General features: G+C 75.9%; 15 protein-coding genes. 11 read left to right on the top strand and 4 right to left on the bottom strand.

Going from position 1 to position 13127, the window contains the following annotated elements; genetic code table 11:
- Positions 1-29: 29 nt before the first annotated feature.
- From AC1UE5_RS27195 to AC1UE5_RS27165, 7 genes are read left to right on the top strand one after another with little or no spacing between them, the layout of a single operon-like run.
- Positions 30-1838, top strand: a complete 1809-nt coding sequence (locus AC1UE5_RS27195) for a methyl-accepting chemotaxis protein (RefSeq protein WP_482929089.1) — start codon at positions 30-32, stop codon at positions 1836-1838.
- A gap of 28 nt (positions 1839-1866) precedes the next feature.
- Entirely contained in the window at positions 1867-2598 is a 732-nt protein-coding gene (locus tag AC1UE5_RS27190; RefSeq protein ID WP_482929088.1) for an SDR family NAD(P)-dependent oxidoreductase, read from the top strand.
- A 55-nt stretch (positions 2599-2653) separates the two neighbouring features.
- Complete coding sequence (locus tag AC1UE5_RS27185) at positions 2654-3010, top strand: helix-turn-helix domain-containing protein (protein ID WP_482929087.1); 357 nt, start codon at positions 2654-2656, stop codon at positions 3008-3010.
- Positions 3007-3387: a hypothetical protein gene (locus AC1UE5_RS27180; protein WP_482929086.1), complete on the top strand. Its 381-nt coding sequence runs from the start codon at positions 3007-3009 to the stop codon at positions 3385-3387. The genes AC1UE5_RS27185 and AC1UE5_RS27180 overlap by 4 nt, the downstream gene beginning before the upstream one ends.
- Positions 3388-3684, top strand: coding sequence for a cation efflux transmembrane domain-containing protein (locus tag AC1UE5_RS27175; RefSeq protein WP_482929085.1), 297 nt, complete (start codon positions 3388-3390; stop codon positions 3682-3684).
- A gap of 28 nt (positions 3685-3712) precedes the next feature.
- Entirely contained in the window at positions 3713-5017 is a 1305-nt protein-coding gene (locus AC1UE5_RS27170) for an MFS transporter (RefSeq protein WP_482929084.1), read from the top strand.
- Positions 4939-5328 (top strand): ArsR/SmtB family transcription factor, encoded by a 390-nt coding sequence (locus AC1UE5_RS27165; protein WP_482929083.1) that lies wholly within the window; start codon positions 4939-4941, stop codon positions 5326-5328. The genes AC1UE5_RS27170 and AC1UE5_RS27165 overlap by 79 nt, the downstream gene beginning before the upstream one ends.
- On the opposite strand, the gene AC1UE5_RS27160 is transcribed toward AC1UE5_RS27165, so the two are convergent.
- Positions 5276-6178, bottom strand: a complete 903-nt coding sequence (locus AC1UE5_RS27160; RefSeq protein ID WP_482929082.1) for a LysR substrate-binding domain-containing protein — start codon at positions 6176-6178, stop codon at positions 5276-5278. The two genes, AC1UE5_RS27165 and AC1UE5_RS27160, sit on opposite strands and share 53 nt — an antisense overlap.
- Positions 6179-6247: 69 nt before the next feature.
- Between AC1UE5_RS27160 and AC1UE5_RS27155 the strand changes: the two genes are divergently transcribed.
- A complete protein-coding gene (locus tag AC1UE5_RS27155; RefSeq protein ID WP_482929081.1) occupies positions 6248-7282 on the top strand; it encodes a zinc-dependent alcohol dehydrogenase family protein in 1035 nt (344 codons plus the stop codon).
- Between the two features lie 7 nt (positions 7283-7289).
- Here AC1UE5_RS27155 and AC1UE5_RS27150 read toward each other — a convergent pair whose 3' ends face one another.
- Complete coding sequence (locus AC1UE5_RS27150) at positions 7290-8672, bottom strand: FAD-binding oxidoreductase (RefSeq protein ID WP_482929080.1); 1383 nt, start codon at positions 8670-8672, stop codon at positions 7290-7292.
- A 76-nt stretch (positions 8673-8748) separates the two neighbouring features.
- The gene (locus tag AC1UE5_RS27145) at positions 8749-9600 is read right to left on the bottom strand and encodes a sulfurtransferase (RefSeq protein ID WP_482929079.1); all 852 of its coding nucleotides are present in this window, start codon (positions 9598-9600) and stop codon (positions 8749-8751) included.
- A 189-nt stretch (positions 9601-9789) separates the two neighbouring features.
- On the opposite strand from AC1UE5_RS27145, the gene AC1UE5_RS27140 reads away from it, so the two are divergent.
- The 3 genes from AC1UE5_RS27140 to AC1UE5_RS27130 are packed head-to-tail and all read left to right on the top strand — an operon-like array spanning position 9790 to position 12466.
- Positions 9790-10026, top strand: coding sequence for a hypothetical protein (locus tag AC1UE5_RS27140; protein WP_482929078.1), 237 nt, complete (start codon positions 9790-9792; stop codon positions 10024-10026).
- Positions 10023-11006: an RNA polymerase sigma factor SigJ gene (sigJ, locus tag AC1UE5_RS27135; protein ID WP_482929077.1), complete on the top strand. Its 984-nt coding sequence runs from the start codon at positions 10023-10025 to the stop codon at positions 11004-11006. The genes AC1UE5_RS27140 and sigJ overlap by 4 nt, the downstream gene beginning before the upstream one ends.
- Complete coding sequence (locus tag AC1UE5_RS27130; protein ID WP_482929076.1) at positions 11003-12466, top strand: MFS transporter; 1464 nt, start codon at positions 11003-11005, stop codon at positions 12464-12466. Before sigJ ends, AC1UE5_RS27130 begins: the two co-directional genes overlap by 4 nt.
- Before the next feature lie 5 nt (positions 12467-12471).
- Here the strand turns inward: AC1UE5_RS27130 and AC1UE5_RS27125 are convergent.
- Positions 12472-13127: CAP domain-containing protein (locus AC1UE5_RS27125; RefSeq protein WP_482929075.1), on the bottom strand; the 656-nt coding region annotated here is incomplete at its 5' end.

Raw genomic sequence — 13127 nt, 5'->3', positions numbered from 1 at the left:
TGCGGGTGTCGTTGCCGGGTGGTATGCGGGTGAAGTTGCTGGCCGGGTTCGGCCTCGTGGCGGTCGTGCTGACCGCCGTCGTGTTCGTCGGCCTGTCGGCCGTCGGGAAGGTGTCGGACAAGGCGACGGGCGTGGTCGAGCTCGACCTCCCCGCCACCGGGTCGCTCGGTCGCGTCTCGACCAACGAGAGCAACTACCGGCTCGTGCAGACGATGCTCGTCGGCGCGGGCGACAACGCGGAGGCGCGCAAGCAGCTCCTCGGCTTCCTCGACACGATGCCCGCGGGCATCGACAGGGAGTTCGCGACGCTCGAGAAGCTGACGGCGGACGCGCCCGAGCAGACGCAGGCCGCCATCGCCAAGCTCAAGGGCGAGTGGACCGCGTTCCGCACGGCGTCCGAGCCGCTCGACGCGGCGCTCCAGGAGGGCGACCTCGCGGCCGCCGCCGCCGGGCTCGCCGCGAGCGAGGAGACCTTCACCCCGCTGGTGACCAACATCGGCGCGGTCCTGCGGTCGAGCGAGAAGACCTCCGCCGCCACCGCCAAGGAGCTCGACGAGACCGTCACGTCGGCCCGCACGCTGCTGATCGTGCTCGGCATCGCCGCGATCCTCGTCGCGATCGCCGCCGCGCTCTTCATCTCCCGTTTCGTCGTCCGCGGCCTGCAGCAGCTCGTGCGCGCCGCCGACAGCCTCGCCGAGGGCGACGTCGAGCAGACGGTCGCGGTCGACTCCAAGGACGAGCTCGGCCAGCTCGGCGCCTCGTTCCGCCGCCTGATCGACTACCTCAAGGGCCTCTCCGACGACGCCGGCCGCATGGCCCGCGGCGACCTCTCCGTCCCGGTCCAGCCGAGGTCCGAGCGCGACGCGCTCGGCGTCGCCTTCCGCGACATGCAGGGCAGCCTGACCGACGTCATCGGCGCGGTCACCGCGTCGGCCGAGACGCTCAGCTCCGCCTCGCAGCAGATGGCGTCGACCTCCGAGGAGGCCGGGCGCGCGGTCGGCGAGATCGCGTCCGCCGTGTCCGACGTCGCGCAGGGCGCCGAGCGCCAGGTCCGGTCGGTCGAGGAGGCGCGCCACGCGACGGCGGAGGTCTCGCACGCGACCGAGGCGTCCGCGCAGTCGGCGTCCGAGACCGCGCAGGCCGCCGCCGAGGCGCGCCGTGTCGCCGCCGAGGGCGAGGCCGCCGTCGCCAAGGCCACCGAGGCCATGCGCGAGGTCCGCGAGTCGTCCGCGCAGGTCACCGACGCGATGCGGCAGCTCGGCGCGAAGTCCGAGCAGATCGGCGGCATCGTCGAGACGATCACCGGCATCTCCGAGCAGACGAACCTCCTCGCCCTCAACGCGGCGATCGAGGCCGCCCGTGCCGGTGAGCAGGGCCGCGGGTTCGCGGTCGTGGCCGAGGAGGTCCGCAAGCTCGCCGAGGAGTCGCAGTCCGCGGCCGCGACGATCGCGACGCTGGTCGAGGAGATCCAGGGCGAGACGACGCAGGCCGTCGCGGTGGTCGAGGAGACCAACGAGCGCACCGAGCAGGGCGCCGCGACCGTGGAGGAGGCGCGCGACGCCTTCGCCCGCATCGGCGTGTCGGTCGACGACATGACCGGCCGCGTCGACGCGATCGCCGCCGCGGTGCAGCAGATCGCCGCCTCCGCGCAGAAGGTGCAGAGCGACATGACCGAGGTCGCCGCGGTGGCCGAGGAGTCGAGCGCGTCGTCCGAGCAGGTCTCGGCCTCGACGCAGGAGACCAGCGCCTCCGCGCAGGAGATCGCCGACAGCGCCCAGCAGCTCGCGAGGACCGCCGAGGACCTCCAGCACCTCGTCGGGCGCTTCACGCTCGTCTGACCCGGCGGCCGTCGTAGCCTGGGCGCCGATGGCGCGCGTCCTCGTCACCGGCTCGGCCGATGGTCTCGGCCGAGCCGCCGCCGCGGCGCTGCTCGACGACGGGCACGAGGTGGTCGTCCACACGCGCAGCGAGGAGCGGCTGCCCGCGGTGCGCGAGCTCGTGGACCGCGGCGCCGCGGCCGTCGTGGGGGACCTGGCGGACGTCGGCCAGACGCGGGCGCTGGCCGAGCAGGTCGATGCGCTCGGGCGGCTCGACGCGGTGATCCACAACGCCGGCGTGATGACCGGGCGGCACGTGCTCACGGTCAACGTCGTCGCGCCGTACCTGCTGACCGCGCTCGTCGGCCGGCCCGAGCGGCTGGTCTACCTCAGCAGCGGCATGCACCGCGGCGGGCGCGCCGACGTCGCCGGGATGGACTGGTCGGGCGCGCGGGCGACGGGCTCGTACTCCGACAGCAAGCTCTTCGTGACGGCGCTGGCCGCGGCGGTCGCACGCCGGTGGCCGGACGTCCTCAGCAACGCGGTCGACCCCGGCTGGGTCCCGACGCGGATGGGCGGCCCCAATGCGCCCGACGACCTGCGCCTCGGCCACGTGACGCAGACGTGGCTGGCGACCAGCGACGACCCCGCCGCGCGGACCTCAGGCGGCTACTGGCACCACCAGCGCCGGCGCGAGCCGCACCCGGCGGTCGGCGACGAGCGCTTCCAGGACGCGCTCCTCGACGCGCTCGCCGCGTTCACCGGCACGCCGCTCGGCTGACTTACCGCGCAGGGTGAACGTCTCAACATCCGTTGAGGTGTTGTAGGGTCCCGCCATGGCCACGGATCGCTGTGACCTGCTCTGCCTCGACCTGCCCAAGGCGGAGGCGCTTCGGGAGCGCCGGCTCGCCCCGGACGCCGCGCGCGAGCTGGCCGACCGCGCGAAGGCGGTCGCCGACCCGACCCGCCTGACGCTCGCCGCCGCCCTCGCCGCGACCGACGAGCTGTGCGTGTGCGACCTCGCATGGATCGCCGAGCGGCCCGAGAACCTCGTCTCGCACCACCTGCGCACGCTGCGCGGGGCCGGGCTGGTGACGAGCCGCCGCGAGGGCAAGATGGTCATGTACGCGGTGACCGACGCGGGCCGTGCGCTGCTCGCCGCCGTCGGCGCCGCCCCGGAGGCGGTCGTGTGAGCGCCGGGCCGCTCCGCGTCGTCGCGCACCCGGCGTCCGCGCCGGTCGACCGCGTGACGTACGAGCGGCTCGCCCGTCGCGTGCGGGCGCTCTCCTGGTTCAGCCTCGCCTACATGGCGATGGAGGGCGGCATCGCGATCCTCGCGGGCGTCCTGGCCGGGTCGGTCGCGCTGATCGGCTTCGGCATCGACTCGGCCATCGAGGGCTTCGCGAGCGGGATCATCGTGTGGCGCTTCACCGGCGCGCGGATGTTCTCGCACGCCGCGGAGGAGCGCGCGCAGAAGCTCGTCGCGGTGCAGTTCTTCGTCCTCGCGCCGTACGTCGGCTACGAGTCGGTGACCGCGCTGGTCGACGGCCACCGGCCCGACGCGAGCTGATTGGGGATCGCGCTCAGCGCGTCCAGCCTCGTCGTCATGCCGTACCTCGGGCTCGCCAAGCAGCGCATCGCCGAGCGGATCGGCTCCGCCGCGACGAAGGGCGAGGGGCGCCAGAACCTGCTGTGCGCCTACCTGGCCGGCGCGCTGCTCCTCGGCCTGCTCGGCAACGCGGTGGTGGACGCGTGGTGGCTCGACCCGATCGTCGGCCTGCTGATCGCCGGTGTCGCGGTCAAGGAGGGGCGGGAGGCGTGGCGCGGCGAGGGGTGCTGCGTGAGCGGCGGCTGCGCGATGCCCTGAACGCCGTGCTATTCATGAACGTATGTTCATGGGCGGGAGCCGGCGGTGCGGGCCGCTGGCCGATCGCACGTACCGGAGGCTGTTCGCCGCCCAGGTGATCTCGCTGGCGGGGACCGGCGTGACGACCGTCGCGCTCGGCCTGCTCGCCTACGACCTGGCGGAGTCGAACGCGGGCGCGGTGCTCGGCGGGGCGCTCGCGCTGAAGATGGTCGCCTACGTCGCGCTCGCGCCGGTGATCGCGGCGTTCGCGGGCCGCTTCCCGCGGCGGCGGCTGCTCGTGGCGCTTGCGCTCGCGCAGGGCGCCGTCGTGCTCGGGATGCTCTTCGCCAGCGAGGTCTGGCACGTCTACGCGCTGATCTTCGCGCTGCACGCCGCGGCGGCCGGCTTCACGCCCGCGTTCCAGGCCGCGATCCCCGAGGTGCTGCCGGACGAGCGCACGTACACGCGCGCGCTCTCGCTCTCGCGCCTGGCCTACGACCTGGGCGAGCTGCTCAGCCCCGCGCTCGCCGCCGTGCTCCTGCTGCTGCTCGACTTCCACGTGCTGTTCGCCCTCGACGGCGCGACGTTCCTGGCCGCCGCCGCGTTGATCGCGACCTCCGGCCTGGCGCCGTCCGCCCGCGGCGTGGCCGACCCGGGGAACCGCCCGCCCCTCACCGCCGGCATCCGCCGCTACCTCGCGACGCCCCGGCTGCGCGGCCTGCTCGCGCTGAACGTCGCGGTGGCGTCGGCGAGCGCGATGACGATCGTCAACACCGTCGTGCTCGTGCGCGACGAGCTCGGCGGCGGCGACAGCGCGGTGGCGCTCGCGCTGGGGGCCGCGGGCGCGGGCTCGATGGTCACCGCGCTCGCGCTCCCCCGCGTCCTCGACCGCGTGCCCGACCGGCCCGTGATGCTCGCCGGCGGCGCGCTGCTGCCGCTCGGCCTGGTCGCGACCGCGCTCGTGCCGAGCTACGCGGCGCTGCTGCTCGCGTGGTTCGCCCTCGGCGTCGGCCTGTCGCTCGTCCAGACCCCGGCGGGCCGGCTGATCCAGCGCTCGGCGGGCGAACGGGAGCGGCCCGCGCTCTTCGCCGCGCAGTTCTCGCTCTCCCACGCGTGCTGGCTGGCGACGTACCCGATCGCGGGCGTGCTCGGCGCGGCGATCGGCATCGGCACCGTCGCCTGGGTGCTGGCCGCGGTCGCGGCGGTCGCGACGCTCGCGGCGGCCCGGCTGTGGCCCGGGAGCGCGCCGGCCGCCGCGGTACGGTGGCGGGCGCGATGCCGCATCCGTCCGAGCACCGTCCGGTCGGCCGTCCGCTCGAGCCGGGGGAGGCCGACGCCCTCGCGGCCTCGATGAAGGCGTTCGGGACCGGCAGCCGCATCCGCCTCCTGTGGGCGCTGCTGGAGGGCGAGCGGACGGTCGAGCAGCTCGAGGCGGCGACCGGGCTCGAGCAGAGCCTCGTCTCGCACCAGCTGCGCGTGCTGCGGGAGCTGCGGTTCGTCGTCGCGCGCCGCGACGGGCGCAACCAGCTCTACCGGCTGTCCGACCACCACGTGCCGGAGCTGCTGGCGGCGATCCGCAACCACCAGGAGCACCTCGACGCGCAGCCCCCGCCTACGGCTGCCCCGCGTCGAACTCCCGCGCGGCCTCGCGCAGCGCGTCGATGACGTGGCGCCCGTGCGGGTGGTGCTCGCCCGGCGGCAGCAGCGCGTAGACGTCGCGGTGGCGCGTCGGGCCGTCGGTCGCGCGGACGACGACGCCGGGGTGCTCGCCGGCGAGCAGGCTCGGGATGAACCCGACGCCGAGCCCGCGGGCGATCATCCCGCGCGTCCCGCCGGTGGACAGCGCCACGATGTGCGGCTCGAACCCCGCCTCGCGGCAGGCGTCGATCAGGAAGCCCTCCGTCGACGGCAGGATCCAGTCGTCGTCGGCGAGGTCGGCGAGCGCGATCGGCCCCGGCGCCGAGGCGAGGCGGTGGCCGGGCGGGAGGCTGAGCAGGAACGTCTCGCGCAGGAGGTCGATCCGCTGGACGTCGCGCAGCTCGCGGCGCGGGAGCGTGGCGTCCTGGTAGGCGAGTGCCAGGTCGAGCTCGCCGCTGAGCAGTCGCTCCTCGAGCGAACTCGCGGTCACCTCGCTGAGCAGGACGCGCACGTCGCCGTGCGTGGCGCGCAGCCGCTCGATCGCGGCGGGGACGAGGCCGGCCATCGACGTCGGGAAGCAGCCGACGCGGATCTGGTCGCGCCGCGCGCTCGCGAGCGCGGCCAGCTGCGTCTCCGCCAGCTCCAGCCGCCACGCGACGTGGTCCGCGTGCTCGAGCAGCACCTCGCCCGCCCGCGTCAGGCGCAGCCCGCCGCGTCCGCCGCGGCCGCGGTCGAGCAGCCGCACGCCGATCTCCCGCTCCAGCAATGCGACCTGGCTCGACACCGACGGCTGGGAGAGCGAGAGCCGCTGCGCGGCGCGGGAGAACGAGCGCTCGTGCGCGACGGTGCGGAAGGTGAGGAGCCGTCGCGGATCCATAGGCTCCGACTATCGCAGGCGAAGAACCTGTATTTGAAGCTCTGGCTCCGGCGGCCCACCCTGGGGTGCATGCTTGCCACGCTCATGTACGCCGCGGGCGACGTCCGCGTCGAGGACGTCCCCGACTCCACCATCGCCGAGCCCACCGACGCGATCGTCCGCGTCACCAGCGCCTGCATCTGCGGCAGCGACCTGTGGCCGTACGGCGACCTCGAGGCCCGGGAGGTCGGCCGCCCGATGGGCCACGAGGCGATCGGCGTCGTCGAGGACGTCGGCGCCGAGGTACGGACGGTCAAGCGCGGCGACCTCGTCGTGATGCCGTTCGCGTTCTCTGACGGCACGTGCGCCTTCTGCCACGAGGGGCTGCACACCGCGTGCGTCCAGGGCGGCTTCTTCGACGCGCTGAAGACCGGCGCCGCGCAGGCCGAGGCGGTCCGCGTCCCGCTCGCCGACGGCACGCTCTACAAGCTCCCGGTCGCCGAGGACGACGCGCTCATGCCGTCGCTGCTCACGCTGTCCGACGTGCTCGGCACCGGCCACCACGCGGCGGTCGTCGCGGGCGTCAAGCCGGGCGACGCGGTGGCCGTCGTGGGCGACGGTGCGGTCGGCCTGTGCGGCGTGATCGCGGCCAAGCGCCTGGGCGCGGAGCAGATCATCATCATGGGCCGCCATCAGGACCGCACGGACCTCGCGCGCGAGCTGGGCGCCACCGACGTCGTGGCCGAGCGCGGCGAGGCGGCGGTCGAGCGGATCATGGGGTTGACCGGCGGCGTCGGCGTCCACGGCGTCCTGGAGTGCGTCGGCACCGAGGCGGCGACCGAGACGTCGGTCGCGATCGCGCGGCCGGGCGGCGCGGTCGGCCGCGTGGGCGTCCCGCACTACCCGGCGATCCCGCTCGCGCAGCCGATGTTCTTCAAGAACGTCACGGTCGGCGGCGGCCCGGCGCCCGTCCGCGCCTACATCGACGAGCTGCTCCCCGACATCCTCGACGGGAAGATCGAGCCGGGTCGCGTGTTCGACCGCACGGTCGGCCTGGACGGGGTGCCTGACGGCTACCGCGCCATGGCCGACCGGACGTCGATCAAGGTGCTCATCCGGCCGTAGCCCCGCGTCAGGCCGCGGGGGGGATGTTGTGCGCGCCGCGGAACACGTTCTCCGGGTCGTGGTCGCGCTTGATGCGGGCGAGCCGCTCGTACGTCGCGTCCGGGTAGGCCTCGCGGATGCGGGCCGCGCCGTCGGTGCCGAGGTAGTTGACGTACGCGCCGCTGCCCAGGACGCCGAGCGCCGACGCCGTGCCCTCGGCGCGCGCCTCGAGCGTCGCGACGTCCTCGCCGCCGATGCCCGGAGCGCCGACGATGACGAGCGTGTCGCGGTCGCGGTGGGCGAACGCGGTGGCGTCGGCCGGGACGCGCGACACCGCGCCGCCGAGCACGCGGAGCTGGACGGCGAGCGGGGCGGGGGCGACGGCACGGACCTGGTCCAGGATCGTCTCCGCCTCGGCCACGCCGAGCTGCCCGGCGAAGCCGTTGCGCACCGCGACCGCGCCGCGCGGCGGGCCGTCTTCGAGCAGCTCGGCGTACGGCATCGGCCGCACGAGGTCGGCGAGCGGCGTGCCGAGCGCGCGCATCCGGGCGACGATCCGCTCGCCCTCGTCGAGGTCGCCGCTCCAGGCGAGCAGCCCGAACACGACGAGCTGCCCGTGGAGCTCGGCCGGCACGAACGGCGCCGGCGGCGCGAGCCCCACGTGCGCGATCGTGGTCAGCTCGTCCGGCGCCTCGGCGGCGATCTCGAGGAAGCCCGCGAGCACGGCCGGCTCGGGCGGCAGCAGGAGCATCCCGCCGAGGACGGTCGGGGCCTCCCGAAGGCGGTAGCGCAGGCTCGTCACGACGCCGAAGTTCCCGCCGCCGCCGCGCAGCGCCCAGAACAGGTCGGGCTCGCGCTCGGCGTCGACCTCGACGAGCCCGCCGTCGGCGGTCACGAGGTCGAACCCGAGCACCGAGTCGATCGTCAGGCCGTCCCGGCGCGCGAGCCAGCCGATGCCGCCGCCGAGCGTGATGCCCGCGACGCCGACGGTGCCGGTGTCGCCGAAGCCGGTCGCCAGCCCGTGCGCGGTGGTCGCGGCGGTGTACTCGCCGGCGCGCAGGCCGGCGCCGGCGCGGGCCTCGCGCCGCTCGGGGTCGATCGTGAGGTCGCGCAGCGCGGAGGTGTCGATGACGACGCCGCCGTCCGCGATCGCGTGGCCGGCGAAGCCGTGGCCGCCGCCGCGCACGGAGAGCGGGAGGCCGCGCTCGCGGGCGAAGGTCACGGCGCGGGCGACGTCGCCCGCGCCCGCCGCGCGCACGACGACGGCGGGGAGGCGGTCGATGGCGGCGTTGAAGATCGCGCGCACCTCGTCGTACGCGGGGTCGCCGGGGAGGAGGGCCGCGCCGTCGAGGCGCGTGCGCAGGTCGTCGAGCCCGTCGGGGGCCTCGGGGGTGTGGAGATCCGTGGTCATGGTGTCGCGGACGACCCTACGTCTTCAACCACGGTTGAAGTCAAGGACTTCGAACGATCTCGAAGCGTCCGCCGCGTCAGTCGCCGAACGGGGCCTCGCCCGTGGCGACCGGCCGCGCGTCGTCGGCCGACCACGCCGACCACGAGCCGGGGTACAGCGCCGCGGGCGGCAGGCCGGCCCGTTCGAGCGCCAGCAGGTCGTGGCACGCGGTGACGCCCGAGCCGCAGTAGACGATGACCTCGTCGCGCTCCGCCGCGCCGAGCTGCGCGAACCGCTCCCGCAGCTGGTCCGCCGGGAGGAACGTCCCGTCGGGTGCGAGGTTGCCGCCCCACGGGGCGCTCACGGCGCCGGGCACGTGGCCGGTCCGCGTCTCGCTCGGCAGTGCCTCGACGCCGGTGTACCGCCCGGGCGCGCGGGCGTCGAGCACGAGCGCCTCCGGTGACGCGGCGGCCGCGGCGACCTCGTCGGCGGTGCGCAGGAGGTCCGCGGGCCAGGGGCGCGGGAGGCGCGTGACTGGCGGCCGGGTCGTCGCGCCGGTCTCCAGCGGGCCGGGCCACGCGGCGAGCCCGCCGTCGAGCAGGACAGCGGGCTGGCCGATCCGCCGCAGCATCCACACCAGCCGCGCCGCGAACCCGCCGCCCTGGTCGTCGTACGCGACCACGACGTCGTCGTCGCCGATGCCGCGCGCGCCGAGCCGCGCGGCGAACGCCTCGGGCGTGGGGAGCGGATGGCGCCCGCCCGCCGTGCTCGGCGGCGCGGACAGGTCGGTGTCCACGTCGACCCACACCGCGCCCGGCACGTGGCCCTCCTCGTACGCCGCCTCGCCCGGCCGCCCGTCGAGGTACCAGCGCACGTCGGCGAGCACCAGGCGGTCGCGGTGGGCGGCGACCCAGGCGGCGTCGACGACGGGTGGGAGGGGCTCGGTCATGCCCGAAGGATTCACCACGGCGCGGCGCGGCGGCGAGACGCGGGGCGTCCGGCGGTGAGAGCTGTCCGCCGACCGCGACGGGTGGGAGGACGCGCCGCGCCCGCGCAGGTCGGGCACCCGCCGACGCGCCACCGGTCACATCCGCGGGCTCCATCTCGTCCTTGGGGGCGTGAGGACGAAAGGAGACCGATGAGCCCGCCCACCGACCCCGCGACGAGCGCCGGCGACGTGATCACCGGCGCCGCCGGCTGGCTGACCGCGCTGGGCGTGGTCACGATGGTGCTGTTCCCGTTCGCGCTGCCCGGCATCGTGCTGACCGTGGCGCTCGTCGCGCCGGTGCTCGTGCTCGGGCTGGCGGCCGGGCTCGTGGGCGCCGTGGTCGCGGCGCCGGTCCTCGTCGTGCGGCGGCTGCGGCGGTCGGCGTGAGCGAGCCGGCGGCCGGCGCCGCGTACGAGGAGCTGCGCGCGAAGGCGTTCGGGGTCGCGTACCGGATGCTGGGGCGCGTCACCGAGGCCGAGGACCTCGTGCAGGAGGCGTTCCTGCGGCTGCACCGCGAGCTGGACGCGGGCACGCGGATCGCCTCGCCCGAGGGGTTCCTGGTGACGGTCGTGACGCGGCTGGGGATCGACGAGCTGCGCTCCGCGCGGGCGCGCCGCGAGACGTCGGTCGGCGGGTGGCTGCCCGAGCCGCTGCTGACCACCGACCACGACGACCCGACCCGCCACGCGGAGATCGCCGAGTCGCTGTCGGTCGCGCTGCTGGTGGTGCTGGAGCGGCTGTCGCCCGAGCAGCGCGCGGTCTTCCTCCTGCGCGAGGTGTTCGACTACCCGTACGAGCGGATCGCGACGGTGCTCGGCAAGAGCACGGACGCGGTGCGTCAGCTGGGGTCGCGGGCCCGACGCCAGGTCGAGCTCGAGCAGCCGCGCTTCGAGACCTCGCGCGAGCAGCGCGACCGGCTCGCCGACCGCTTCTTCGCCGCGTTCGAGGACGGCGACCTCGAAGGGCTCGAGGCCCTGCTCGCCGAGGACGCGACGATCCGCGGCGACGGCGGGCTGCCCCGCGCGCGGCGGCGCCGGACGGCGGTCCAGGGGCGCGTGCGCTGCGCCCGCGCCATCCGGGCTGGCCGCGGCCTGCTGGAGCGCATGGGCACGAGCGTCCGCCGCGCCGAGGTCAACGGCGAGCCCGGCCTCCTCGTCCTGGACCCCGAGGGCCGGCTGGTCGGCGTCGTCACGGTCGACGTCGCGGACGGCCACGTGCGGGCCGTCAACTCGATCTTCAACCCCGACAAGCTCGGCCACCTCGGGCCGGTCGCGGACCACGCGGCGCTGTTCGAGGCGGTCCGCACGCGCCCCCGGGGCGGCCGCCCCGGCGCCGGCCCCGCAGACGACCAGGAGGCAGCACGATGAGCACCGACGCATCCCGCGACCCGCAGCGCTGGCGCATCCTGGCGGTGATCGCCCTGGCCCAGCTCATGGTGGTGCTCGACGTCACCGTGGTGAACATCGCGCTGCCGTCCGCGCAGGCCGACCTCGGGTTCAGCGACGAGTCGCGCCAGTGGGTCATCACCGCGTACGCGCTGGCGTTCGGCTCGCTGCTCCTGCTCGGCGGGCGGATCGGCGACCTGGTCGGGCGCAAGTGGACGTTCGTCGCGGGTCTGAGCGGCTTCGCCGGCGCGTCGGCGGTCGGCGGCGCCGCCCCCAGCCTGGAGGTGCTCGTCGCCGCGCGGGCGGTGCAGGGCGTGTTCGCTGCGCTCCTCGCACCGGCGGCGCTCTCGATCGTGACGACCACGTTCACCGACCCCGGCGAGCGGGCGAAGGCGTTCGGCGTGTACGGCGCGATCGGCGGCTCGGGCGCGGCGGTCGGGCTGCTGCTCGGTGGCGCGCTCACCGAGGTCCTGACCTGGCGCTGGACGATGTACGTGAACCTCGCGTTCGCCCTCCCCGCGGCGCTCGCCGCGGTCCGGCTGCTGGTGAACGGGCGTCCGGCGCGCCGCCCGCGGATCGACGTGCCCGGGGTGGTCGTCGCCACGAGCGGCCTGCTCGCGCTCGTCTACGGCTTCGCCAACGCGGAGATGGACGCGTGGGACGCGCCGCTGACCGTCGGCCTGCTCGCGTTCGGCGTCGTGGCGCTGGGCGCCTTCGTGGCGCTGGAAGCGCGGGTCGCGAGCCCGCTCCTGCCGCTGGGCGTCGTCCGCGACCGCAACCGCGGTGCGGCGTTCCTGGCGATCGTGGTCACCGGCCTGGCGACGTTCGCGACGTTCCTGTTCCTGACCTACTACCTGCAGACGGTGCTGGGCTTCTCGCCGATCGAGACCGGCCTGGCCTTCCTGCCGATGGTGATCACGGTCATGGCCGCCGCGACGGTCGCGTCCACGCGCCTGCTCCCGCGCGTCGGACCGCGGCCGCTGGTGCCGGCGGGCCTCATGTCCGCCGCGCTCGGGGTGACCCTCCTGACCGGGATCGAGGTCGGGGCGTCGTACGCGGCGGCGGTGCTGCCGGGCATCCTGCTCGCCGGCTTCGGGTTCGGCCTGGTCATGGCGCCGTCGTACGCCACCGCCACCCAGGGCGTGGAGCCCGGCGACGCCGGGGTCGCCTCGGCGCTGGTCAACACGTCGCAGCAGGTCGGCGGGTCGCTCGGCGTGGCGCTGCTCTCGACGGTCTTCGCGAGCGCGGTCAGCGACCACGCGGCGGCCGCCGGCACCCCCGTCGCGGTCGCGCAGGCCGAGGCGGTCGTGCACGGCTCGACCGTCGTGTTCTGGTGGGGTGCGGCCATCCTGGCCGTGGGCGCGCTCGCGACGGCGCTGCTGTTCGAGCGGGCCGGCGCGCGCGCCCGCGGGCACGGCGAGCTCAGCCCCGCCGCGCCGTGACCGGTTCAGCGGGCGCCGAAGTCGTGCGTGTAGGTCGCGCCTGAGGCGCCGCTCGGCGTCCCGAGCGCGACCCCGACGCCCGCCTCGGCGAACGTGGCGCGGAGGATGTTCGCGCGGTGGCCGGGGGAGCCCATCCAGCCGGTGACGATGCTCGCCGCGGTCGCGCGCGTGCCCGAGCCCCACGCGATGTTCTCGCCGTACGTGCGCCACGGGACGTAGCCGGCGGCCTCGATGCGGTCGACGACCTCGCGGCCGTCCGCGCTGGTGTGGCTGAAGTAGCGCTGGGCCACCATGTCGCGCGAGTGGGCGACGGCGGCGCTCTGCAGCGCGGCGTGGTGGGCGAGCGGCGGCAGGCCCGCGCGGGCGCGCTCGGCGTCGACGAGGCAGACGACCGCGGCGCGGACGCGGTCGAGGGTCTCGGCGGTCGGGACGGTCTGGGTGTCGGAGCAGGTCGCGGGGGCGGGCTGCGGTGTCGGCGCGGGCTGCGGCGCCGGGGCGGGTGACGGCGTGGGAGCGGGTGCCGGTGCCGGCGCGGGTGATGGCGTGGGCGCCGGTGCGGGCGGCTCGACCGCGGGCGCGGTCGGCGCCGCGGCCGCCGGCGTGGGGCCGGACGCGGCAGGCGCCGGCGGAGCGGGGGCGGGCGCGGGCGCGGGCACCGGCG

This window comes from Parviterribacter multiflagellatus (assembly GCF_056863265.1).
This window is presented reverse-complemented; position numbering and strand designations above follow the sequence as displayed.

Excerpts from the sequence above, each read along its gene's own strand:
- AC1UE5_RS27190 (WP_482929088.1), top strand. The coding sequence starts at position 1,867 with ATGGCGCGCGTCCTCGTCACCGGCTCGGCCGATGGTCTCGGCCGAGCC.
- AC1UE5_RS27155 (WP_482929081.1), top strand. The coding sequence starts at position 6,248 with ATGCTTGCCACGCTCATGTACGCCGCGGGCGACGTCCGCGTCGAGGAC.
- AC1UE5_RS27150 (WP_482929080.1), bottom strand. The coding sequence starts at position 8,672 with ATGACCACGGATCTCCACACCCCCGAGGCCCCCGACGGGCTCGACGAC.
- AC1UE5_RS27170 (WP_482929084.1), top strand. The coding sequence starts at position 3,713 with ATGGGCGGGAGCCGGCGGTGCGGGCCGCTGGCCGATCGCACGTACCGG.
- AC1UE5_RS27165 (WP_482929083.1), top strand. The coding sequence starts at position 4,939 with ATGCCGCATCCGTCCGAGCACCGTCCGGTCGGCCGTCCGCTCGAGCCG.
- AC1UE5_RS27185 (WP_482929087.1), top strand. The coding sequence starts at position 2,654 with ATGGCCACGGATCGCTGTGACCTGCTCTGCCTCGACCTGCCCAAGGCG.
- AC1UE5_RS27140 (WP_482929078.1), top strand. The coding sequence starts at position 9,790 with ATGAGCCCGCCCACCGACCCCGCGACGAGCGCCGGCGACGTGATCACC.
- AC1UE5_RS27130 (WP_482929076.1), top strand. The coding sequence starts at position 11,003 with ATGAGCACCGACGCATCCCGCGACCCGCAGCGCTGGCGCATCCTGGCG.
- AC1UE5_RS27160 (WP_482929082.1), bottom strand. The coding sequence starts at position 6,178 with ATGGATCCGCGACGGCTCCTCACCTTCCGCACCGTCGCGCACGAGCGC.
- AC1UE5_RS27145 (WP_482929079.1), bottom strand. The coding sequence starts at position 9,600 with ATGACCGAGCCCCTCCCACCCGTCGTCGACGCCGCCTGGGTCGCCGCC.